This is a genomic window from Planococcus sp. FY231025 (genome assembly GCF_052078085.1).
GTDB lineage: Bacteria > Bacillota > Bacilli > Bacillales_A > Planococcaceae > Planococcus.
The window spans coordinates 93,137-115,738 of sequence record NZ_JBQJJG010000003.1 but is presented as its reverse complement, the minus strand read 5'-3'; the positions used below and the strand labels follow the sequence as shown (position 1 = coordinate 115,738).

18 protein-coding genes are annotated in these 22,602 nt (G+C 51.9%); 5 read left to right on the top strand and 13 right to left on the bottom strand.

All coding sequences use genetic code 11. The features are described 5' to 3' along the window. Positions 1-2 precede the first annotated feature (2 nt). The 5 genes from ACTL32_RS02830 to ACTL32_RS02810 all read left to right on the top strand — a co-directional run bounded on the left by ACTL32_RS02830 (position 3) and on the right by ACTL32_RS02810 (position 5,082). The gene (locus ACTL32_RS02830) at positions 3-1,109 is read left to right on the top strand and encodes an ABC transporter ATP-binding protein (RefSeq protein WP_441340057.1); all 1,107 of its coding nucleotides are present in this window, start codon (positions 3-5) and stop codon (positions 1,107-1,109) included. Beyond that, entirely contained in the window at positions 1,099-1,923 is an 825-nt protein-coding gene (locus ACTL32_RS02825; RefSeq protein ID WP_441340056.1) for an ABC transporter permease, read from the top strand. The genes ACTL32_RS02830 and ACTL32_RS02825 overlap by 11 nt, the downstream gene beginning before the upstream one ends. Further along, positions 1,907-2,710: an ABC transporter permease gene (locus ACTL32_RS02820; protein ID WP_441340055.1), complete on the top strand. Its 804-nt coding sequence runs from the start codon at positions 1,907-1,909 to the stop codon at positions 2,708-2,710. Before ACTL32_RS02825 ends, ACTL32_RS02820 begins: the two co-directional genes overlap by 17 nt. Next, complete coding sequence (locus ACTL32_RS02815) at positions 2,707-3,783, top strand: ABC transporter substrate-binding protein (RefSeq protein WP_441340054.1); 1,077 nt, start codon at positions 2,707-2,709, stop codon at positions 3,781-3,783. Before ACTL32_RS02820 ends, ACTL32_RS02815 begins: the two co-directional genes overlap by 4 nt. A 108-nt stretch (positions 3,784-3,891) precedes the next feature. After that, positions 3,892-5,082 carry an MFS transporter gene (locus ACTL32_RS02810; protein WP_441340053.1) on the top strand — a complete coding sequence of 397 codons (1,191 nt, stop codon included), beginning with the start codon at positions 3,892-3,894 and terminating at the stop codon, positions 5,080-5,082. Between the two features lie 430 nt (positions 5,083-5,512). Here the strand turns inward: ACTL32_RS02810 and ACTL32_RS02805 are convergent, their stop codons facing one another. From ACTL32_RS02805 to cbpB, 13 genes are all read right to left on the bottom strand, one after another. Then, positions 5,513-8,086 (bottom strand): VWA domain-containing protein, encoded by a 2,574-nt coding sequence (locus ACTL32_RS02805; RefSeq protein WP_441340052.1) that lies wholly within the window; start codon positions 8,084-8,086, stop codon positions 5,513-5,515. Continuing rightward, positions 8,067-9,803 (bottom strand): vWA domain-containing protein, encoded by a 1,737-nt coding sequence (locus ACTL32_RS02800; protein ID WP_441340051.1) that lies wholly within the window; start codon positions 9,801-9,803, stop codon positions 8,067-8,069. Before ACTL32_RS02800 ends, ACTL32_RS02805 begins: the two co-directional genes overlap by 20 nt. A gap of 11 nt (positions 9,804-9,814) precedes the next feature. After that, positions 9,815-10,672, bottom strand: a complete 858-nt coding sequence (locus ACTL32_RS02795; RefSeq protein ID WP_441340050.1) for a DUF58 domain-containing protein — start codon at positions 10,670-10,672, stop codon at positions 9,815-9,817. Further along, positions 10,669-11,661, bottom strand: a complete 993-nt coding sequence (locus tag ACTL32_RS02790) for an AAA family ATPase (protein WP_441340049.1) — start codon at positions 11,659-11,661, stop codon at positions 10,669-10,671. Before ACTL32_RS02790 ends, ACTL32_RS02795 begins: the two co-directional genes overlap by 4 nt. Before the next feature lie 14 nt (positions 11,662-11,675). Next, positions 11,676-13,079, bottom strand: coding sequence for a hypothetical protein (locus ACTL32_RS02785; RefSeq protein ID WP_441340048.1), 1,404 nt, complete (start codon positions 13,077-13,079; stop codon positions 11,676-11,678). Positions 13,080-13,091: 12 nt separating this feature from the next. Then, the gene (locus ACTL32_RS02780; protein ID WP_441340047.1) at positions 13,092-13,937 is read right to left on the bottom strand and encodes an ABC transporter permease; all 846 of its coding nucleotides are present in this window, start codon (positions 13,935-13,937) and stop codon (positions 13,092-13,094) included. After that, positions 13,934-14,869, bottom strand: a complete 936-nt coding sequence (locus ACTL32_RS02775; RefSeq protein ID WP_441340046.1) for an ATP-binding cassette domain-containing protein — start codon at positions 14,867-14,869, stop codon at positions 13,934-13,936. The genes ACTL32_RS02780 and ACTL32_RS02775 overlap by 4 nt, the downstream gene beginning before the upstream one ends. Next, the gene (locus tag ACTL32_RS02770) at positions 14,866-17,226 is read right to left on the bottom strand and encodes a hypothetical protein (RefSeq protein WP_441340045.1); all 2,361 of its coding nucleotides are present in this window, start codon (positions 17,224-17,226) and stop codon (positions 14,866-14,868) included. The genes ACTL32_RS02775 and ACTL32_RS02770 overlap by 4 nt, the downstream gene beginning before the upstream one ends. Before the next feature lie 561 nt (positions 17,227-17,787). Continuing rightward, positions 17,788-18,903 carry an N-acetyldiaminopimelate deacetylase gene (locus ACTL32_RS02765; protein ID WP_441340044.1) on the bottom strand — a complete coding sequence of 372 codons (1,116 nt, stop codon included), beginning with the start codon at positions 18,901-18,903 and terminating at the stop codon, positions 17,788-17,790. A 13-nt stretch (positions 18,904-18,916) separates the two neighbouring features. Continuing rightward, entirely contained in the window at positions 18,917-19,630 is a 714-nt protein-coding gene (gene dapD, locus ACTL32_RS02760; RefSeq protein ID WP_204892647.1) for a 2,3,4,5-tetrahydropyridine-2,6-dicarboxylate N-acetyltransferase, read from the bottom strand. A 66-nt stretch (positions 19,631-19,696) separates the two neighbouring features. Further along, entirely contained in the window at positions 19,697-20,572 is an 876-nt protein-coding gene (locus tag ACTL32_RS02755; protein ID WP_441340043.1) for a LysR family transcriptional regulator, read from the bottom strand. After that, positions 20,565-22,040, bottom strand: a complete 1,476-nt coding sequence (locus tag ACTL32_RS02750; protein WP_441340042.1) for an MDR family MFS transporter — start codon at positions 22,038-22,040, stop codon at positions 20,565-20,567. Before ACTL32_RS02750 ends, ACTL32_RS02755 begins: the two co-directional genes overlap by 8 nt. Positions 22,041-22,108: 68 nt before the next feature. After that, entirely contained in the window at positions 22,109-22,552 is a 444-nt protein-coding gene (gene cbpB, locus ACTL32_RS02745; RefSeq protein ID WP_204892650.1) for a cyclic-di-AMP-binding protein CbpB, read from the bottom strand. Positions 22,553-22,602: the final 50 nt, after the last annotated feature.

Genomic DNA, 22,602 nt, shown 5'->3' with positions numbered 1-22,602 from the left:
ACATGGCAGAAACACCGATTATCCAATTTAACAATCTTACACAAACATATGACGGGGCCGGCCCTGTCCTCAACAACGTTAGCTTCGAGCTCGAGCGCGGCAAATTCTATACGCTGCTCGGCCCTTCCGGCTGCGGGAAAACAACAATCCTCCGCCTGATAGCGGGTTTTATTGCCCCGACGCAAGGCGACATATTCATCAAAGGCAAAAAAGTGAACCATCTGCCCGCCAACGAACGCCAAGTGAATACCGTCTTCCAGGACTATGCGCTTTTTCCGCACCTTAATGTTTTTGAAAACGTGGCATTCGGGCTGCGCATCAAAAAAGTGAAAGGCGCGGAAATCAGCCGCCGGGTCCAAGAAGCACTGGAGTTTGCCAATCTGACGGGATATGAAAAACGCGAAATCGCCGAGATGTCAGGCGGGCAGCGCCAACGTGTCGCGATTGCACGGGCAATCGTCAACGACCCTGAAGTGATTCTGCTCGATGAACCGCTGTCGGCGCTGGATTTGAAGCTGCGCACAGAAATGCAGTATGAACTCCGGGAATTGCAGCAGCGCCTCGGGAAAACCTTCATCTTCGTCACGCACGACCAGGAAGAGGCGCTGGCGATGTCCGATGAAATCTTCGTCTTGAATGCCGGTGAAATCCAGCAAAGCGGGACGCCGATGGATATCTACGACGAGCCCATCAACCGGTTTGTCGCTGATTTTATCGGAGAGTCGAATATTGTTGAAGGCGAAATGGCCGCAGATTACCGGGTGCGTTTTGCCAATAAGGAATTCCAATGCGTCGACCGCGGCTTGAATCCGAACGAGAAGGTCGAAATCGTCATCCGCCCGGAAGATCTGGAAATCACTTCCGTGGCCCAAGGGAAAATGGAAGTTGTCGTGGACACCCAATTGTTCCGCGGAGTCCATTTTGAAATCTCGACAATTGACGAGGTCGGCAATGAATGGCTGGTGCATTCGACCAAGAAAGCGGAAGTCGGCGCCCGCATCGGCTTGGATTTTGAACCGGAAGCGATCCACGTCATGCGCTTGAACGAAACGGAAGAAGCATTCGACGCACGGCTGGAATCATATGGAGCAGAAAGCCATGGGGAATAATTCATCGCGCCCACTGTACCTGATCCCTTACTACCTTTGGATTGCGCTGTTCGTAATCGCCCCGATCGCGCTTATCGCCTATTATTCATTTTTCGATCTGGCAGGCGATTTTACGCTGGCCAATTACCGGAACTTTTTCTCGTCCGTCTATCTGCAATTGACGATCAGCTCGTTTTGGTACGCTTTCCTGATCACGCTGTTTTCGTTGCTGGTCGCCTATCCAGCTGCCTACTGGCTGACCAAAACCAAGCACAAGCAATTATGGCTGCTGTTGATCATCGTTCCGTCGTGGATCAACCTTTTGCTGAAAGCGTATGCCTATATCGGGATATTCGGCTTGTATGGCCCTGCCAATAAATTGCTCGAAGGGCTCGGCATCGGCAAACAGCAAATCCTGTTCACCGACTTCAGTTTCATTTTTGTATCGGTCTATATTTTTATCCCGTTCATGATCCTGCCGATCTTCAATTCATTGGATAAATTGAACCCTGCGCTGATCGATGCTTCACGGGATTTGGGTGCTTCTTCCTGGATGACATTCCGCCGCGTGATTTTCCCGCTCGCCATCAATGGCGTGAAATCGGGTGTCCAGGCTGTATTCATCCCGGCCCTTTCGCTGTTCGTCATCACGCGGCTGATTGCCGGGAACAAGGTCATCACATTAGGTACGGCCATTGAACAACAATTCCTGGTCACCCAGAACTGGGGAATGGGTTCGACCATCGCCGTCTTCCTGATCCTGTTCATGATCATCATCATGATGCTGACCGGCCCGAGAGACAAAGGAGGTGCAGCCCATGGGAAAATTAAGTAATACCGGAAAAGCCTATTTGGCCGTGGTGTTCATCATCCTGTATGCACCGATCTTCTATTTGATGTTCTATTCATTCAATAGCGGAGGCACCATGTCGAGTTTCGAAGGGTTCACACTCGAACATTATGGAGCCGTATTCAGCGACACCCGCCTGATCATCATTTTGATGAACACGGTGATCGTGGCCCTCCTTTCTTCGTTGGCCGCGACGGCAATCGGCGTGCTCGGCGCAATCGGGATCGTCTTTTTGCGAAACCCGAAAATGCGCAATGCCGTCCTGTCGTTGAATAATATCCTGATTGTCAGCCCGGACGTCATCATCGGCGCTTCTTTCCTGATTCTGTTCACGATGGTGGGCATCAAGCTCGGATTCGCTTCCGTGCTGATTTCCCATATCGCCTTCAGCATCCCGATCGTCGTCATCATGGTGCTGCCGAAACTGCAGGAAATGAGCAGTTCGCTGCTTGATGCGGCCGCTGACCTCGGCGCCTCGAAGCGGGATATCCTGACGCGCGTCATCATCCCCTACATCAAGCCGGGAATTTTCGCCGGGTTCTTCCTGGCGCTCACGTACTCGCTCGATGATTTCGCGGTCACCTTTTTCGTCACGGGCAACGGGTTCTCCACATTGTCTGTCGAGATCTATTCGATGGCCAGAGCTGGCATCACGCTGACCATCAACGCATTGTCAACGCTGATCTTCGTGGTGACGCTAGGCCTTGTCATCGGCTATTATTACTTTAACCAGCGGTCGCGGAATACTACCAGAACGGGGGCTTCCAGATGAAAAGCATCATTCAGGCCAGTGTAACGATTCTTGCCGTTTCTGCTTTGCTGCTGTTCGGCGTGTCAATGCTCGAAAAAAGCTCTGCGACAACCGGCGGCGGTTCAATCAGCATCTACAACTGGGGCGAATACATCGACCCCGAACTGATCGAACAGTTCGAAGAAGAAACGAATATCAACGTCGTCTATGAAACGTTCGATTCCAACGAATCGATGATGACAAAAATCGAACAAGGCGGCACATTTTACGACGTTGCCATGCCTTCGGAATACGCGATAGAGAAAATGAAGGAAAATGACTTGTTGATTCCGATCGACTTGGACAAGATACCGAACCTGAAAAATATCGACCCTTACTTTCTGGATCTCCCCTTCGACCCGGGCAATGAATATTCCGTGCCTTATTTCTGGGGCACCGTCGGCATCGCTTTCAATCCGGAGCTGCTCGACGGCCAGACGTTCGAGAGCTGGGATGACCTTTGGGACCCTGGTCTTGAACAGGAAGTGATCCTTGTCGACGGCGCCCGCGAAGTGATCGGCATGGGCCTGAACAGCCTCGGCTACTCGCTCAACTCAAAAGATAGCGCCAAACTGCGCGAAGCGACCGATAAATTGAAAACGCTCGGACCGAACGTCAAAGCGGTTCTCGGCGATGAGATTGTCGAAATGATGCGGCGTGAAGAAGCGGCCGTCGCCTTGACATGGTCTGGCCAAGCGGCAGATATGATGTTCGTCAATGAAAACATCGATTTCGCCGTCCCTGAAGAAGGCTCCAATCTATGGTTCGACAATATGGTCATTCCGAAGACCGCCGGCAACGTGGAAGGCGCGCATCAATTCATCAATTTCATGCTTGATGCCGAAGTTGCGGCGCAAAACACGGAATACGTCGGCTACTCGACTCCGAACCAGGCAGCCACAGAGTTGATGGATCCGGAAGTCATAGCCGATGAACGCTTTTACCCGACAGAGGAAATGCGGGAGCGCCTCGAAGTATACGAGAACCTCGGACTCGAGATGCTCGGCACTTATAACGAACTGTTCCTGGAATTCAAAATGGATATGGAAGAGTAACAGGCAGATTTTTCTGCCTGTTTTTTTATTGGGCATGCGGGTATGGTATTTCTATAACTTTGTGATAAACTTTTAGTCACACGAAATAAATAGAGAGAAGGATACGATATGGCGCAACGCTCAAATAAATTCGCATTATATGTGCTGATGTTCAATATGTTTATCGCCATGAGCGGCATCGGACTCATCATCCCGATCATGCCTGAATACCTGGACACATTCGGAGTCGCCGGACAGGCTCTCGGCACGCTGATTGCCACTTTTGCCTTAGCGCAATTTCTGTTTTCGCCGCTATCTGGAGAACTGTCGGATAGATACGGCCGGAAAAAGCTGATCATCATCGGCCTCATCATCTTCGGTTTGTCCCAGCTGGTATTCGGACTGGCTCCAAGCCTTTGGGTGTTGTATGTTGCCCGGTTCTTCAGCGGGCTCGGAGCTGCGTTTCTGATTCCGCCAATGATGGCATTCGTAGCAGACATTACCACTTATGAGGAGCGCGGCAAAGGCATGGGGCTGCTCGGCGCCTCGATGTCGCTCGGCTTCATGGTCGGTCCCGGATTCGGCGGCTTCCTTGCAGAAGTCAGCCTGCAATTCCCCTTCTTCGTGGCTACTATTGTGGCTCTTGCAGCAGCAGGCATTTCTTTCATTGCATTGCCGAATGTGGCACCGACTATAGAAGTGGCTCCCGCAAAGCGTGAAAATCTTCTTCAGCAAATGAAGCGGTCCACCTACACGCCGTATTTCGTCATGCTATTGGTGATGTTCATCTTTGCATTCGGGCTGGCGAATTTCCAATCGACCATCGCCCTGTACGTCGATAAGAAATACCAGTTCACCCCTAAGGAAATTGCGGTACTTATCACCATCGGCGGATTTGTCGGGGTCATTGTCCAGACATTTGTCATCGACAAGCTCTTCAAACGCTTCGGCGAGATGAAAGTGATTTTGGTCAACCTGCTGATTTCTGCAGCCGCCATGATCGGCGTCCTGTTCGTCAGCACATTCTGGACGATTCTTCTTGTTTCTGCGGTCTTCTTTACAGCCGCCTCCCTGCTCCGCCCGGCAATCAATACCCTTATTTCAAAACTTGCCGGCAGTGAGCAAGGGTTTGCAGCTGGCATGAACAATGCCTATATGAGCCTTGGGAATATGATTGGCCCTGCGCTTGCAGGCATCCTGTTCGATATTGATATGAGCTTCCCGTATATTTTCGGAACTGCCATTTTGATTGCTTGTTTCTTTCTCGCAAATGTCTGGTCAATGCGCAAACAAGATCTGTTGGCTGAAAGCCGGACTTAAAGAAAAGCGAAGGCGCCTTGACAAGCCCGACAAGCGCTGGAGGGCTTGGCTTGAATGGCGCTTTTTGCCATTCAGGGCAAGACCGAAGCGTCTCGAGGGCTTAGGCGCCGGAGTCTGGACAATCGAAAAGCGAAGGCGCCTTGACAAGCCCGACAAGCGCTGGAGGGCTTGGCTTGAATGGCGCTTTTTGCCATTCAGGGCAAGACCGAAGCGTCTCGAGGGCTTAGGCTCCGGAGTCTGGACAAACGAAAAGCGAAGGCGGCCATCTAGCCCTGGCAAGCGCTGGAGGACCTGCAGTGAACGGCGCTTTTGCCGTTCGCAGCAGGTCCGAAGCGACCTCGAGGGGCTGGCCGCCGGAGTCTGGACATAGAAATGCGAAGGCACCTTGATAGGCCCGACAAAATAAAACACAAAAAAAGCGAAAAAGAGGTCATCCCCTCTTTTTCGCTTTTATTAATTGTTCAATAGACGCTGGTGCAGCCCTTTGTTCCGGTTTATGCTTCGGTTTGCGGACTGGAATCTTCAAGCCAAACCTCCTGATCGTGATGTCAGCGAAAAACAGCAGCATCGCCAGGAAAACCAGCAGATGGCGGATTGGCTGCCGGGTTCCGCCTTCATACGGAATATCCCGGAAAGATGCTTCGAGCGATTCCACAACCTGCCCTCCGCTCCGTTCAGCAAGCGCAGAAAGCATTTGAAGGTTCGGCTCGCTCATCTTGTATTCGTCGCCGTAAGGGATCGTCAGGCCGGTCTTATAGCGTTCACCATTTTCATTGGAAATGCTGAAAAACACAATGCCCGGTTCTGCATCGATGGAAACTTCCACTTTCCCGGGTGCCACCGGCTCTGCTTGAAGCGGCACGTTCTTCCCTTGCTCATCCACCGCCTTCACGTCGATTATGGCCGACTTGCGCGACGGGTCTTCCACCAAATAGACGCCTTGCCCTTGGCCTGTGACAGAAAACGGGATTTCTTCGAATGACGGCAAAAGTTCAGAAACGGTCCGGTTCCAAAAAGCCGGCCAGTTTTTCCAATTTTGGAATCCGCCGCTCCACGCGCCGCTTCCGGACGTGTATGCAACGGTTCGGCCAAGGCCATAATTCCATTCAGCCAGCAACGGATCTCCCTGATCGCTCTCCAGGGCAATTGACGCTGTGCTTTTCGCTGTCGTCGCAATATAGGCATTCATTTCGGGGACTCCATCATTGAACAGGTCGGACCATCCGCTTTGATAGACAGTCGGATAGAAGGGCTCGTCGACGATATACGTCCTCGACATCATGATCGTCTCTCGCGACAGGATGGCCGGGATCGTCGTTGCGTCCGATACATCGTAATAGCGTCCGCTCCCCGTTAGCGCAAGCGATTCAAGGAGGCCTTTGTCGGCATCGTCCCCGATCGAAACGGTCGACAGCGTAATGTTATTGTCCTTGCCTCCTTCGATCAAGGCATCATAGTCATTTGACGTAGCCGACTGTCCATCTGTCAGCAAAATGATGTGCTTGCGCTGAAGCTTCAAGTTTTCGAGCTGCGCGTACGCCTCTTCCAATGAACTGTAGATTTCCGTCCCGCCGCCCGGTGTGACCGAAAGCACTTTGTCAATCGCCTCTTTCGGATCGCCGAGCTTTTCCGTCGGGATGATCTGCCACGGCTTATCATCAAACGCTATAACGCCGACCGTATCATCTTCCCGTAAAAGCTCCAGGGAGCGGGCGGCCGCTTCTTTTGCCAATTCCATTTTGACGCCGCCCATGCTTCCTGAACGGTCCATGACGATGACCAATCCAAGCGATGGCAATTCATGCTTGCCTTTCACTTCCATTTCCACCGGCAGAATCCTCTCGATCGGCGTCTTGAAATAGCCGCCAAGGCCATAGCTCTGGTCTCCGCCGGCCATCATGAATCCGACGCCGAACTCCTGGACCGCCTGTTCAATGACATTCATCTGCTGCGCGCCGATGTCTGTGCCGGATACATTATCGAAAATAATGGCATCGTATTTGAGAATAGAGGAAAGGTTCGCCGGCAATGCTGCTGCCGGCAGTTCGGTGATGCCGATATTGCTGCTGTCGACCAGTGAGGGAATCGGGCTCCCTTCGCTCCCGCTGACTACCAGCAGTTCGGGATTCCCTTCCACTTCGGTCAAACTGGCCAGTGCATTGTTTTCAATGAACCCGTCCTGCTCCAATTCGAGGCGTGTCTCATATTTCACCAAGCCTTCGCTTGCCGCTGGAAAGGTGTAGGAAAAGAGGTTCTGGCCGGTAGCCAATGCAATGTTCTGGCGGGAAATTTCCGCATCGTCAGCCCTAAACACCAACTCGCCTGTTGTTTCTTTGTCCGAAAGGATGGTGACAGAAAACGGCTGTGCTTCGCCAAGAAAAGCATCTGCAGGCGTTTCAAAGCTTGCAATCGCAGCATCGCTTCCCGCTTTCTGCTCGAGCGGCCAGACATCGATCTGGACACGGTCGGAAGAGAGGCGCGCCAACTCTTCCAGCGCCGAGCCCCGGGTTTCATTGCCATCGCTTAACAGGACGATGCGGGTCGCCAATTCTGTGTCCCCGCTATTGGCAGCGAGTTGGAGCGCTTGTTCGATATCCGTATGCCGCTGGCTGCTCTGGACCGTATCGAGCGGCAGAGGCCCGAGGTCTTCCGAGACCGGCAAAAGCGTCTGGAAATCTTCCGCAAATGAATAAACGCCTGCAAGTTGCGAGTCCTTCTTATTGGCTGCCGCTGCTTCAATCGCTGCTGCCACCTCTTTTTCCATCCCGTCCATTGATGCAGACCGGTCGAACAGGAAGATGACCTGTTCTTTAGCCTCCGGCCGAAAAAGGGAAGGTTCGGCGAGTGCGAAGACCAAGCATAATACAGCCGCAACCCTCAGCAGGAAAACAGCCCGGAAAGGACGGGCAAGCTTTTTGAAGTTCCGGTAGCCGGCAAATGCGAAATATGCGGATGCGGGCACCAGGAGCCACAGCCAAAGAGGGTTATCTACGAGCAATTCCACGGCGGTACACCTCCCACTCTGCAATTAGCAGCAAAAGAATCACAACAATCAGCCACGGCATGACATAATGGCGCACCGTTTCAGCCTTTTCGGTAGCTTCGCCGATTCTGTAGGACGTTCCTGCGGCAAGCATCTTTTCTTCATTGCTGAGGCGGACAATCAGCTTCATGGCCTCATCTTCCCCGACCACATCGTAAACGCCCGGTTCCGCCGGCGCCTTAAAGGCTCCTTGTCCTTCTAAATAAGAAGACCGATATGCATCTTCTTTGAAAATCTCCCATTCTCCGCTGTCCGATGCAAGGGCAACGGACCGGTATTCATTGGGCTGAAAGAATCCGAGAAAATCACCGCTTTGCGAAAGCGACTGTACGGCACTCCACAAGAACAGCGGAAACGACGGATTCAACGGCCAATCGGTTGACTGGATATCTGCCAGAACGGCAATGTCCCCCTCCGGCGACAGCTGGATGAACGGCTGACCTCCAATGGAAGCCAGCGTCTCATACCCGTCAAACCCAGGGTAAAGCTGCGATACAAACACCCCATCAAGCGGAGCATAGGCAAGGAGCGGATGGTCCTTCCATTCAATTTCGCCGGATGCTTCGACAGGTGTTGCATCATTCCTGCCCAGCAGCAGGACCGGGGCCGGGTTAGCCAGCAAATCGGTCTGATTGGTGGCGATAGGAGCCCCGGTGCGCTTGCCGATGGCATCCGATTCCATCAAAACAGTTTCCATGCCCAATGCACCGAATCCGCTCGACACCAATTCGTGGAGAGCGGCATCCAGGAAGATTTGATCCACCGGCTGTTGAAGAATTGCGGACATCTCGTTATCGGCTTTATAATCATCGCCGATCTGCAATTCCGCACGCCAAACATTCCCGTCCGCCAATCCTTCGAACGGCACCACAATTTCAGCCTCTGCATCAAGAACAACCGGCTTCTGCTGCCGCGTTCCGCTATCGGACGTAATGACGATTTCCCCTGTCAGCTTTTCTGTGCCATGGTTTGCCGCCTGGACGATGGCCCGCAAGCCCCCTTCTCCTTCAGCAAGGCCGAACTGCAGAACCGAGGCATTTGCAAGCGGCCGCTCCATCCCATGAATGACATAAGCACGGCCGCTTTTGCCGGCTAATCGTCCACGGTCAAGCGCGTCGGTGAACACGTGGATCACGGCCGATTCATCGCCTGCGAGCGACTCAGCATACAACAGCGCCTGTTCCATTTCTTCATTTCCATAATCCACTTCCAAGCCGTCAATCGTTTCCAGCAATTTCTCGGTTTCCCGCTCATTCCGCGCCAACACTTCCGGCGACGCTCCGGCGGTGACGATGGTCACCGGTTTTCCGCCTGCCTCTTCCGCCAGTTCCCGCATTTTTTCCTGCTGCAATTCAAATTGGCTTGGCGAACCGGCTAGCATCGTCGCTGAAGTATCCACCACGAAGATGAATTCATTGCCTTCGAGCCCTTCATCTTCCAAATAAGGTCCCATCAAGGCCAACACACAAAGCACAAGCGCCGCCAGCTGCAAATAAAACAAAAGGTGATGCTGCAATTTTTTCAAGTAAGGCGATGCCTGGATTTCCTTCATCATCTCTTCCCAGAACAAAAGTGAGGAGATCTGCCGGTCCTTGTATTTCTTGCGGAAAAAATAATACAGAATGACTGCCAACGGCATGATCGCCGTCCAGAGCCAAAGCCAATTCGAGAAATTCATGCCGCTTCACCTCATTCGATCCATTTTTTTCGGGCCAGCTGCTTGAACAGGGCATGCTGGATGCCTTCTTCGATATGGAGCTGTTCGAGCCGGACTCCATGTTTTGCACAAAGCGACTCCAATCCTTTTTGGTGCATTTCCCTTTTCTTTTCATAAGCTGCCAGGGTCTGCGCCCCTATTGTTACATTTAGGGGTTCCCCGGTTTCTTGGTCGAGAAGCCGGACATCGCCTGTGAACCGGGGATTCCGTTCGTCTTCCGTGCTCACTTGCAAAAACCGCACATCGTGGGCATAGCGAGGTGCCTGGCGGAACAGCCCATGCCAGTCCTCGAGCGGCTCCAGGCCGTCCGAGATGATGAACAGCACCGTCGAATCCTTCCCGGCATGGAAACTTGCCGTTTTTGCAAAGGAAAGTTCTTCCGGCTCCGGCAATCCGGCCATGAAGTATTCGAAAAGCTTTCGCTGGGACTTCCCTTTTTTTCGAAATGGCGCTGCAGCCAAAGAGCCGATCGACATCGACAGCCGGTCGTCGTGGCTCAGCACCATCAAGCCAAGTGAAAACGCGAGCTGCTTGGCAAACAGCCATTTGTCCGCCATCGATTTCGAACTGTCGAGCAGGAGATGGACCCTCATTTCCTGCTCATCAAGAAATCTTTTTATGTAGACCCGCTCGGTCCGTGCGTAGACATTCCAATCGATATGCCGGACATCATCTCCCGCATGATATTCACGGAAATCCGAGAAGTCGAGCGAGGAGCCGAACCGTGCGGAGCGGTGCGACCCTTTATGGTGTCCACGTATTTTGGCTTTTGTGGCAATGGAGTAGCGGCTCAGATGGCTGATCCAGTCGGCTGGCAGCTGGAGGTTCATTTCAGAACGCCTCTTCCTGCACCTTGGAGAATCGCGTCTATCAGCACATCGGCCGTCTTTCCTTCCGCTTCCCCTTCGTAATTCAGCAACAAGCGATGCCGCAGCACGGGTTTGGCGACATGCTTCAAATCTCCGATCGACACGTGGTAGCGGCCTTCCATCAGAGCGCGCGCCTTCGCCAGCTTGATCAGGCTCTGCAAACCGCGCGGGCCGCTGCCATATTGGATAAATTGTTGGACTCCGTCAATTTCAGAAGCGTGCGGATGGGTGTTCTGGATAATATCCACCGCAACCATCAAGATGTCGTCTGCAATCAGAACCGACTTCACCATGTCTTGCGCTTCCAGAAGGGACCCTGCATTCATTTTTTTATTCAAAGCGATTGACTCGGATCCGGTAGTACGCCGGCTGATTTCCGCCAATTCCTGGCGCGTCGGATAGGCAACAAGAATTTTGCATAAAAAGCGGTCCATTTGTGCTTCTGGGAGCGGATAGGTCCCTTCCATTTCAATCGGGTTCTGGGTGGCCAGGACGAAAAAAGGCCGGGCCATCGGTTTTGTGTCGCCAAGCACCGTCACGGTTTTTTCCCCCATCGCTTCAAGCAATGCACTTTGCGTTTTCGGCGTCGCCCGGTTGATTTCATCAGCTAGAACCATCTGATGGAAAATCGGGCCTTCGCGGAATGAAAACTGCTGGCGCCCCTCCATATCCCGTTCGATCAGGCTGGTGCCTGTAATGTCAGACGGCATCAAATCGGGAGTAAACTGGATCCGTGAAAAGGACAAATCCAGGACATCGGAAATCGTCCGGATCAGCATGGTTTTCCCAAGGCCGGGCAGCCCTTCAAGCAACGCATGGCCGTCTGCCAAAACGGCATACAATGAAAAATCGATCGCTTCTTCCTGGCCGACGATAAATTGCTTGATTTCCTCCCGTACCTCCTGGAGCCGGCTGCTCATCCCGATAAACTGTTCTGCTGTATACGCCATGCTATCCCTGCTTTCTATTGGTTGGACTGGATTGTTGTAAAATATTGTTCGACTATCTTCTGGAGGTCTGCCGGCAGCTTCATTTGCTCGGCGCTGGAGAAATAGGAGTCGGAATAACTCCCGACTACTTCAGAATACGGCCGTACCATCCCTCGCTCTGCCGGAACTTCACCTTCCCGTTGTTCTGCCGCTTCCCCTTCGCCTGCTTCTCCGCTGTCCACTGTGGCCTCGCTTGACCCGCCGATGCGTTCCGGAACTGTCAGCAGTTCTCTGCTGCCCTGGCCAGAACCACCTTGGAGGCCTTGTCCCTGGCCTTGTCCTTGGCCTTGGCCCTGACCTTGGCCATGTCCTTGCCCTTGGCCCTGTCCTTGGCCCTGTCCTTGGCCTTGGCCCTGTCCTTGGCCTTGGCCCTGTCCTTGTGCCTGGCCTTGGCCGGTCCCTACGCTCGGTTCCGCTCCTTCACTTTCCCCAGCATCACCCGATTCCCCGATTCCTTCTGTTGACCCTTCTCCAGAAGCAGATCCGCTTTCTTGGCCGGAAGTCTGCTCTCCAGTTGAGCCGGTTCCTGCTTTGGCTCCGTTATTGGCGATTGTCTGCTGCAGCGGGAAAGCGACCGGCTTGCCCATATTGCTTAAAGCTGTCTGGGCTTTTCCAGCTTCTCCTGCCAGCTTCCCTGCCGCCTGCCCGGCATCTTTTCCCTGTTCTTTTGCAGTTTCCGAGGCTTCAGCAGCCAACTGTTTTTCCTGCTGCGCCAACTCTTTCTGTTTCTTAACCATTTCCTTCAATGCCGCTTCAGCCGTTTCGCTTTCTTTGACCTTTTCAGCCAGTTCCCGGAGCTCTTCTTTCACCCCTTCGGTTTCTGCTTCTTTTTCAGCTTCTTCGACTTTCTTCGCCATTTCTTCAATGATTCCGCGCTCCTGCTCGATGTCTTTTGCCTGCATCTGCGTAGAGCTCGGAAAAGCGATCAAGAAACCCAAAGCAATCAAAGCGGCTATTGAACCAAAAAGCCACCTAGCCTGCAGCCACCCTTTCGGCTCTTTTTGAAATAGTTTAAAGCTATACGGCAAGAGGTCTGCCGTTTTCTTCGCCAGATCCGCTCCTAATCCGCTCTTTCCGTCCGTCTGCCATACGGTCAGCAGCTGATTATGCGGCGTGAAGCGATCGAGTTCTAAGACTGCTTCGTGGCGGCCCGGCAATTTGCGCAATGTGATGCCAAGCCAAGCGGCCAGTAAAAGGCCACCGGATGCATATGAATAAAATCCATAATAAGGAAGCACGAACAACCGGGAAATCAGCAGCATCACCACTGCAGCTGCCAGCCCCCAAAAGACGGCTTGCTGGAAGGCCTGGCTGATCGCCAAAAGCTTCAAGTGGTTTCCGGTTTTATTGACATAGCGCACGATCTCCCGATTGTTCATGTGAATCCCTCCTTATTTGTATTTAGCCATATTGACGCGCAGCTTTTTGACTGCCAATAGCAGTGCACCAGCGGTCAGCAAAGAATAAAAGACCAGATATCCGGCCCATAACGGCAAGTTGACTGATGTCATATTGACGACCTCTTCTGCAAATGCCGGATGCAGGAGCGTCAGCATGACAACGCCTGGATTGATGCTCGCCCAAAAATAAGTCATTGGCGAGAATACGGCTGTCCCGGTGCTGCCATACTGTGAAATCTGCATGGAGATGATCATGAAAAATCCAGTGACTGCGACGAGTACGATCATGGTGCCATAAGTCGTGATCATGGAAACGATCGTCTTGCGGATCAATGTCGAGTACATGACCCCAAGGCTCCCGATTGTCAGCAGGGTCAAAAAGTAAAACAGGAAAATGACGGCGATCTGGCCTGGTGAAACGCCTCCATAAAGGAAAACCATGCTATAGATCGGCAGGCCTGCAACAATCATCAGAAGCAGGAACGCGATGGAAGAAGTCAATTTGCCAAAGATGATTTGGAAAGAGGTCTGAGCCGTTGTCAGCAGTATGTTCAAAGTCTGCTTTTCGCGTTCAGACGAAATTGTCCCCGCCGTCAGCCCAGGAGTGATGAATAGGATAAGCCCAAGTTGGATATAGGTCATCATGGTAAACAGCATGAAGCTTTCAGCGGGCCGGAAAAATCCGTTGCCCGTCAACGAAGTGGCCAAAAAGATAAAGCCGAAAACAAAAATGCTCATGGCGACCAGATAAAACAGGATGCCGGTGAAGCTTTTCAGGCTGCGGAAACGCAGCTTGATTTCTTTTACGAGGACCGGATTGGCCAGGAGTTCCTTCATTTCGCTTCCGCCCCTTTCGTGATGGCCATAAAGACATCTTCGAGATCGGTCTCTTCTTCGGCGAACGACAGGATCGGCAGCCCTTGGGAAACCGCTTTGCGAAGCAGCAGGACTTGATCCTCTACACTGCCCCTGTAGAGGAATTCGATCAGGTTGCTTTCCGGCTTCTCCGTAATTTGTGTGATAAATGGATCGTTTTCAAAAAAGCTGCTTGCTGCTCCGATGCCTTCCGCCAGTTTGACGCGCACGACGCGCTCGCTTTGCAGCTGCGCCTGTATCTGCGCGACAGAACCTTGCGCAATCAACCTGCCCGAATCGATTACACCGATATTGTCGCACATTTCAGCAAGTTCCGGGAGGATATGGGAAGAAATCAAAATCGTCTTGCCCATTGCTTTCAATTCTTTCAGAATGTCGCGCATCTCGATCCTCGCACGCGGATCCAGTCCGGAGGCAGGTTCATCCAGGATCAATATCTTCGGGTCATGAATCAATGCCCGCGCCAGGCACAACCGCTGTTTCATCCCCCGTGACAGGAGATCCACATATTCATACCGCTTCCCTTCCAAATTCACGAGTTCGAGCAGTTTCGGAATGAGCACTTCCCGTTCTTTCGGCTTCAGGCCGTAGCTGGCGCCGTAGAAATCCAGGTATTCATTGGCTTTCAATTGATCGTATACGCCGAAAAAGTCAGGCATATAGCCGATTTGTTTCCTGACTTCGTGCGGGTTGTGGATCACGCTCATGCCGTTGACAAAGGCATCGCCGGCAGTCGGCTGCAAAAGGGTGGACAAAATCGAAAAAGTCGTCGATTTGCCGGCTCCATTAGCTCCCACAAATCCGAAAACCGATCCGTCCTCGACCGTCAGATTCAGATCCTGCAATGCATAAAATGAACCGTATTTTTTCGTCAATCCGATTGTTTCAATCATGGTGCCACTTCCCCTTTCAGTTTGATTTTTGGAACCGTCACTTCCGGGGAATTTCCTGAAGCATTCATTTCCAGTTGGATGGTGATCGTGCCGTTATCCGTTATAAAGTCGCTGACCGATTCCGTCAAGACAGTCTGCTTGCTTGGCAATTCGATCGCTTCTCCTTTTTTGGCATGGACAAGCGTCGCTGTCAGGCCGGGTTTCGAGCTGGAAACGGTGAGTTCATTCCATACGGTGTCTGTGCCTTGCAAGGTCTTCGGCAATTGATAAGTCATTTCATATTTGCCATTCTCCAAATAATAAAGATAGGGATCATTCGAAATCTGCTCAAAGAATGATGTTGCGCTTGTGCCAGTCAAGTCCATCCCGAATGCGTCGGAATTCAAGTTGATTTCTCCTGAGAGCTTTATCTCCGGTTCAAAAGGCTGGGCGATCAGATGGACAGCCGAAACGGCCGCGCGCTTGCCTCCAAGAGCAATCGGCACGATGGCATCTTTTGCATAGCCCGCAATATAAGGGGCTTTGGCTTCTCCATCCATTTCGTTATAGGAGACGGAAAGGACCGATTGCTTTCTTGCTTTCTGCAATTCTTCCACATCGGCAATCGGCTGGTAGGAATTTCCGGAACCGATCTGAGCGGCAGGGGCCAAGAGGTCGGATTGGATTTTAGCGTTGACCTCCAATTGTTCGCCAGGCGCCAGATCTCCGAGTGCAATCAGCCGGGTTCCAGTCCAAATCGATACATCTTCCAATGCAAACGGAAAATTGTTTTTTACTGTTCCTGAAACACGCCGGTTCTCAACCGCTAATTGGATATCGTAATTCCCCGCATCTTCGATATAGGATTCACCAATGATGGAACCGACCGACCAATAGCGCATATCGCGCACCGTCAGGCTGTTTCCTTTGGCCAGGGGTTCGACAATGGCGGCTTTTTGCGGGGATTGCTGCATGAATTCCTCGCTCCGGCTGAAAGTCATTGAAGTGGAGGCAGGTGCAGTAAACTGATAATCCCCTCCCCGGTTTGATAATAGGGTATGCATGTAATAGCCATTCAGTCCGCCAGACGGGTCCGCGATAAAAAAGCCTGTCTGCTGGACTTGCGGATTGGCGATGCGGTCTTTTGCGCCGACCGCAAACAAACCGACCGACACCAGCACTGCTGCTACCGGGATGGCAATCCAGGCCATTTCCCGCTTGTCTTTTCTTTTCAGAATGATATAAAGCACCGGGACAATCAAAACGATGTAAATCAAGATGATGGAGATGATCAAAGTTTTCGACACCTGGAAACTCTCAAACAATTCGTTTACGCTGCCAATTTCATATGAAATGACTTCCTTCAAGGGTTGGCCGTAATTCATGGCCGCCTGATTGGCTGCAGGTGTTTTGAAGAAATTCTGCATGACTGCAGCATAGGCTTCCTGTGAAGCAACCGGCTCATCGCCCAGTGAAAAGCTGGTCTGCGTCAAGGCGCCGGAACCAATCGGCATGCGCCCTGCCAGCACTTGGCCATTTGACTCCATCAACGCCTGCGCCCCTTCTGCCAACTCCGCTTCAAATGCCGGGACCGGCATTGCCAGAGACGGAATTGCCGCCTGTTCAGCGCTGCCCAACTCCAACGGCAGATATCCGCTCAGATTGCCCATCGCCAGCTGCATGTTTTCAGTGGAGCCGACAACGACATGTCCTCCTTCACGCACCCATTGCAAAACAGCCTCTTGCACAGGTTCAGGCAGATCACCGTAAGCGAATTCATCAATCAGCAAGTAATCAATGAACTCCCATCCCATCGCTTCACGCGGCAAAGCGAATTGCTCCAGCTGATTCAAATGGAACACTTCTACCGAACCCTGCCCTTTCGCTCCAAGTTCTTTCAAGGCGATCAGCCGATCGGAATTATTCGTCAACGTTCCGATAAAAAGCGAAGCGGGGTCGAACAAATTCGCTTTGAGCGCTTTCGATCCTTTGAAAGCGATCGCGTCGCCATCTTCCCAGCCGCCTTCGTACAAAAAGATCATCTGCTGCTGAGTGCCGTTCATCATGTACATATCCGTTAATCCGGGGATAGCCACCTGAAGCGTTTTTGTCTCGCCTGCTGCCAATTCCACCGGCACTGCCAACCCTGCACCCAGGTTGTACGTTTCACTATAATTGATTACCAGGTCCCCCGAAAAATCCGATCCGCTGTTTGATAGCGTAATCCGCACGGGAACCCCCTTATCATACTTCACCTTGTTTTGAATTCCGGCCTCTGTCTCGATGGTGATTTGAGGAGAGGCAAGCGGCGCCTGCGGCAATATGAAAAACAAAAGGATAAATGCGCTTGCACAGAACGCCAGCAACTTCTTCGACATGGTAACACCCCTATTCTTCTCTATAGTAAGTAGTACGTAACAGGAAGAAAATGGTTCCATGTACACATAAAAAAGACGGACAGCTTTTGCTGTCCGTCCTTAACTTGTTGAGAAAGATATAAAATACTTGTCTCTTAATCGATATTCCGCAAAACAGCTTCGTAAAACCCTGTGCTCCTGCGCGCTATGCGCTCGTCGCAAAGACTTACCCGAAGCTTGCGAAGGCAAGTCTTTGCGACGAGCTTGCGCAGGAGCAGCGCCCTTTCATGTTTCGAAGCTAGCGCAGCGATGCAGAAACAGTACGGTTTTCTCCGCCGTTTTGCTTCATATCTCAGATAGCACTGCGAAAACGGATAAAGTGACAAGTTTTTAAAGAGCGAAACCAGCGCCGGCGCGTCCACGGGCTGGGCGAAGCTATGAGACGAGTGTACTTCTCGGCTCATGGCGAAAGCCATGCCCAAAGCCGCCGAAGCGAGGTGAAAAGTTCATATTTTTATTAACTTGTCTAAAGAAGGTTTCTCAACAGCCTGAAGACGGACAGCTTTTCAGCTGTCCGTCCTGTTAGCAATTTTTGAACAATGAATACAAAAAGTCCGGCATGAAGTCCAGCAGCTTTTCATCGGGGTTCAGCTTGGCATGGTGCAGGCCGAATTCCGAGCCGGCTCCCACCCAAAACATCAGCGCGGGCAGTTCTTCTGTAAAATAGCCGAAGTCTTCTCCGGTCATCGCCGCTTCACATCTTATTGCCTGGATGCCTGCTGCTTCTCCGGCAAAGGCGAGGAATTCTTCTGCCAGCGCTTCATCGTTGTCGACCTGAAGATAGCTTGCACCGTAATCGATGGTGACCCGGCAGTTATAGCCTTCTTCAATCGCCCGACACAGTCCTTCGATCCGGCATTTGATCCGGCGCATCGATTCCGCATTCAGTGTGCGGATCGTCCCCTCCAGCCGGGCATTTTCAGCGATGATGTTCTGGACCGTGCCCGCTGAAAATTTTCCGACCGTCAGAACGGCTGAATCCATCGGATCCACATTCCGGCTGACAACCGTTTGCAGCTGGATGAGAAGGGACGCTGCTGCCACCGCCATATCTTCTGTCAAGTGGGGATAGGCAGCGTGCCCGCCTTTGCCATGGAGGTCGATGAACAATTCCGAAGTGTTGGCAAACAGCAGCCCCGGTTTTGTTGCGACAGTGCCAACCGGCAATTCCGGTGCAATATGCAATGCATAAAGACGGTCGGGCAAGAACGAAGGCATGTCATGCTTAAGCCATTCCCGGAACGGCAAAGCGCCGCCCGGCCCTTCTTCTGCCGGCTGGAAAAGAATGACCGCATCATCTTTAATTGGCTCTGCCCCCAGTTTTTCAAGCAGTCCGAGCGCCACTGCCATGTGGATATCGTGGCCGCATGCGTGCATAAATCCGGGATGGACCGATGCGAACGGAAGTCCGGTCAATTCTGTTATCGGGAGACCATCGATATCCGTCCGCCATCCGATCGTTTTCATCGGTTCGGTGCCGCGGATTTTCACCGCCAGGCCTGTCTTCCATTGGACCACTTCCAGGCGCTCCTGTGGCAATTGGCCGATCACGTTTTTCAGATAGGCCTGGGTCTTGAATTCCTTGAATCCGATTTCCGGTATTTGATGCAATTCCCTTCTGATGTTCACTAGATCCATATGGAACCGCCTCTTACAACTGGCGAAGTTCTTGCTTGATTTCTGTTTTCGAACGCGTTTTCTCGTCCATCAATTTCAGGACGCGCGCCGGTGTGCCGCCAACTACTGAGTTTGCCGGTACGTCTTCGATAACGATAGCGCCTGCTGCAACAACTGCTCCTTCGCCGATGCGTACGCCTTCCAATACGACTGCATTCGCCCCAATCATGACGTTGTCTTCCACGATGACAGGAGTCGCTGATGCGGGCTCGATGACGCCAGCCAACACTGCACCTGCGCCGATGTGGCAGTTCTTGCCGACAGTGGCACGGCCGCCCAAAATAACGCCCATATCGATCATTGTGCCATCGCCGATGACCGCTCCAATATTGATAACAGCGCCCATCATGATAATGCAGTTATTGCCGATTTCCACATTTTCGCGGATAAATGCGCCCGGCTCGATGCGGCTGTTGATGTTTTTCATATCCAATAGCGGAATCGCTGAATTTCTGCGGTCGTTTTCTACCACTGAGTCTTCAATAGCTGAAGCGTTCGCTTCCAATGCTTTTTGTACTTCCGCCCATTCGCCGAACACGATTGCGTGATTGCCTTCGCCGAAGACTTTCGAGCCTGTGCCGTAGTCCAAAGAAGCAACGTCCTGGCCTTTTACATAGACTTTGACCGGCGTTGATTTTGTCGCATTCTGTATGTACGAGATAATTTCATTTGCATCCATTTGTTTCATCAATAAAAACCTCTTTCTTTGAGTGATGGTGTTATTATAACGGATTCAGAATAATAATTCAGTACTTCAGCTTAATAAAGCAGCATGTTTTTTCACTATATCGACAAATGCCTCTACTTGCCGCAGCTGGAATGCGGATTCATAGCCGATCAGCCACGTATCGCGCGTCAGTTGGAGTTCTTCTGCACTGCTCGACAACGGGATTTTATGGACGCCTTCTTCCCCGGTAAGCGTAATGGAAGGAAGGATTGCGTAGCCGATTCCGTTCACGGCCATCTGCTTGCACGTTTCGATCTGGTCAACAGTGATTTGGCGTTTCGGGCTCGAAGCGAAATGTTTTTGCCACCATTGCTGGATTTCTTCATAATAATTCGAATCGCTTTTAAACTGGATAAAAGGGCGTTCTGTCTTTTCGACTTGGTCGAGGGAATCGATTTCCTTATCGACCAGATACAAGGTATCCCGGAAAAGGTGCATTTTCGGGCCTTTCCATTCTGTCTGCCCCCGAACGATTCCGACATGTGCTTCCCCTTCATAAAGTGCGCGGACGATTTCCGAGCTCCAACCGGTAATCAGCTGGATCTTCGCTTCCGGGTAAAGCGTTACAAAATCCTTCAGCACTTTCGGCAGCCAATTTTGCCCGATTATCGAAGCACAGGCAATTTTCAGCGTGCCATGTACTTTGGAAGTCAGCGTATGCAACACTTCAAACACTTCTTCCTTCCGTGCGAGCACGTCATTCGAATAACGGATAACAAGCTCGCCGGCAGGTGTCGGCGTAAGGCCTTTCTGGGATCGGATGAACAATTGCTGGCCCCATTCCTTTTCGATCGACTGGAGGCGCTGGGACAAGGCGGGCTGTGATAAGAACAACCGCTCTGCAGCTTTCCGCATATTGCCTTCTTCCGCCAGTATTTTGATGATCAGCTCTTCATTAGCCATTCCCGCTCATCCCTCTCTTTCTAGGCAATCCGAATATCAGCAGCAACGAGATAAGCGCAAATACCGCTGTCAATCCGTAAACGTTCTGGGAAGCTTGTGCAAGCCCTTCCTGAAGGAAATCCATTGCATCCTGCGGCAATGCCGCCCGGCCGTCTTCGGTCAGCAGCTCGTTTACTGAGTTCAATGTAAAATTTTGTCCGGTGCTGTGGAAGTAATTGAGCAGCGTCGAATTCAGGACGCTTCCGAGGAGAGCCGCCCCAATGGTCGAACCGAGGTTCCGCATGAAAATATTCGATGCGGTTGCCGAACCCCGCTGTTCATAAGAAACAGCCGCTTGGATCGATACGATGAACGCCGTTGAAGTAAGCCCCATGCCGACGCCGATAAAGAAACTCGACATCGCCGCCCACCAAGGCCCGTATTCCGCCTGCATCAGTACGAACAGCACCGCCCCGATCACCAGTGAAACTCCCCCGAGGAGGGAGGTTTGGAAGTAGCCTATCCTAATCAGGAGCCTCCCTGAGAAAAAGGCGGCGATCGGCCAGCCGATTGACATAGCCGTCAGCGTAAAGCCGGCGACAGTCGCCGGCTGTTCCATCACCCCTGTGACGTAGGCCGGCAAATAGCTGGATACCCCAATCAAGATGATGCCGGTAAACAGCGACACCAGGTTTGCGAACAAGATTGACCGGTTGCGCCAAATATCAAAAGGCATCATCGGATCAACCGCTTTTCGTTCGACTTGGACAAACCAGAAAAAGACAGCCGCCGCTCCAGAGACCAATAGCAAGGACGGCGCGGAAAGCCAGGCAAAGCCGACGCCTCCTTCAACGAGCCAATACAAGAAACCGGACAATGCGACGGTCAACAGCAAGGCACCCAAATAATCGATGGTGGGCTTTTTCTTTGCGGCCGGCTCCACCAGAAAGATCATGACGCCCATCAGCGCCAAAATTCCGAGCGGGATATTGACCCAAAAGACATATTCCCATCCGATCGTGGCAACCAGTATGCCCCCGATGGCAGGGCCGGTGACGGCGGAAATCCCCCAGACGCTCGACAAATACCCCTGGATTTTTGCCCGCTCTTCAGCGGTATAGATATCACCGACGATCGTGGTGGCAATCGGCAGAACTGCGCCTGCCCCGATGCCTTGGACAAACCGGTAGAAGATCAGTTCCTCCATCGAATTGGCCAGCCCGCACAGCAAAGATCCCGCCAGGAACAGCAAGATACCGACGGCGAATATCGGCTTGCGCCCGAATATATCCGAAAGTTTTCCGTAAAGCAGTACCGTAACGGTGCTCATAAGCAGATAAGCTGAAAACACCCAGCTGTATTTGGAGAAGCCTCCCAGTTCTGCGGAGATGCTGGGCATCGCGGTCGAGACAATGGTCGCCTCCACTGCGCCGATAAACATTGCGAGCATGACCGAAGCCAGCACCAGGGGCCGATTAGTTGTTTTCATGATGTTTTCCTCTTTTCGACTGACAGAAAAAAGGCCCCGTAAGGAGACCTTTCTTTTACAGCAAACACTTATTTTTTCAATTGGTAGATCTGTTTTTTCAATTGTTTTAAAATCACACGGCGTGTCAAGATTCCCATGAATTGATCGTCATCGTCCACGACACATAAAAAGTTCTGGTCAATCAGCAGGTCCAAAGCCCGTTGGAAGCGCTCGTTGATATGGATCAACGGCAAATTCTTTTCCATGATATCATCCACTTTAATGTCCGGAAGCCGTTCATACTCGATGTGGTCCAATCCTAAGATGGCGTCGGTGATGCGTTGGGCATTGATCAGCCCGCGGAAACGGTATTTTGGATCAAGCACCGGTATTGCGGAATAGCCTGTTTTAGTTAACACCAGCAAGGCGTGTTCTGCGCTGTTTCCGATTTGGACATGCGCAACTTTTTCAGAAGAAATGATGAATTCTTCAATGGGGGTATCCAGAAAATCTCTGCTAGGTAATGAAATCATGTACTCTACTCCTTTAATATCCTAAACGAGCCTGACTTGTTTTCTTCGAT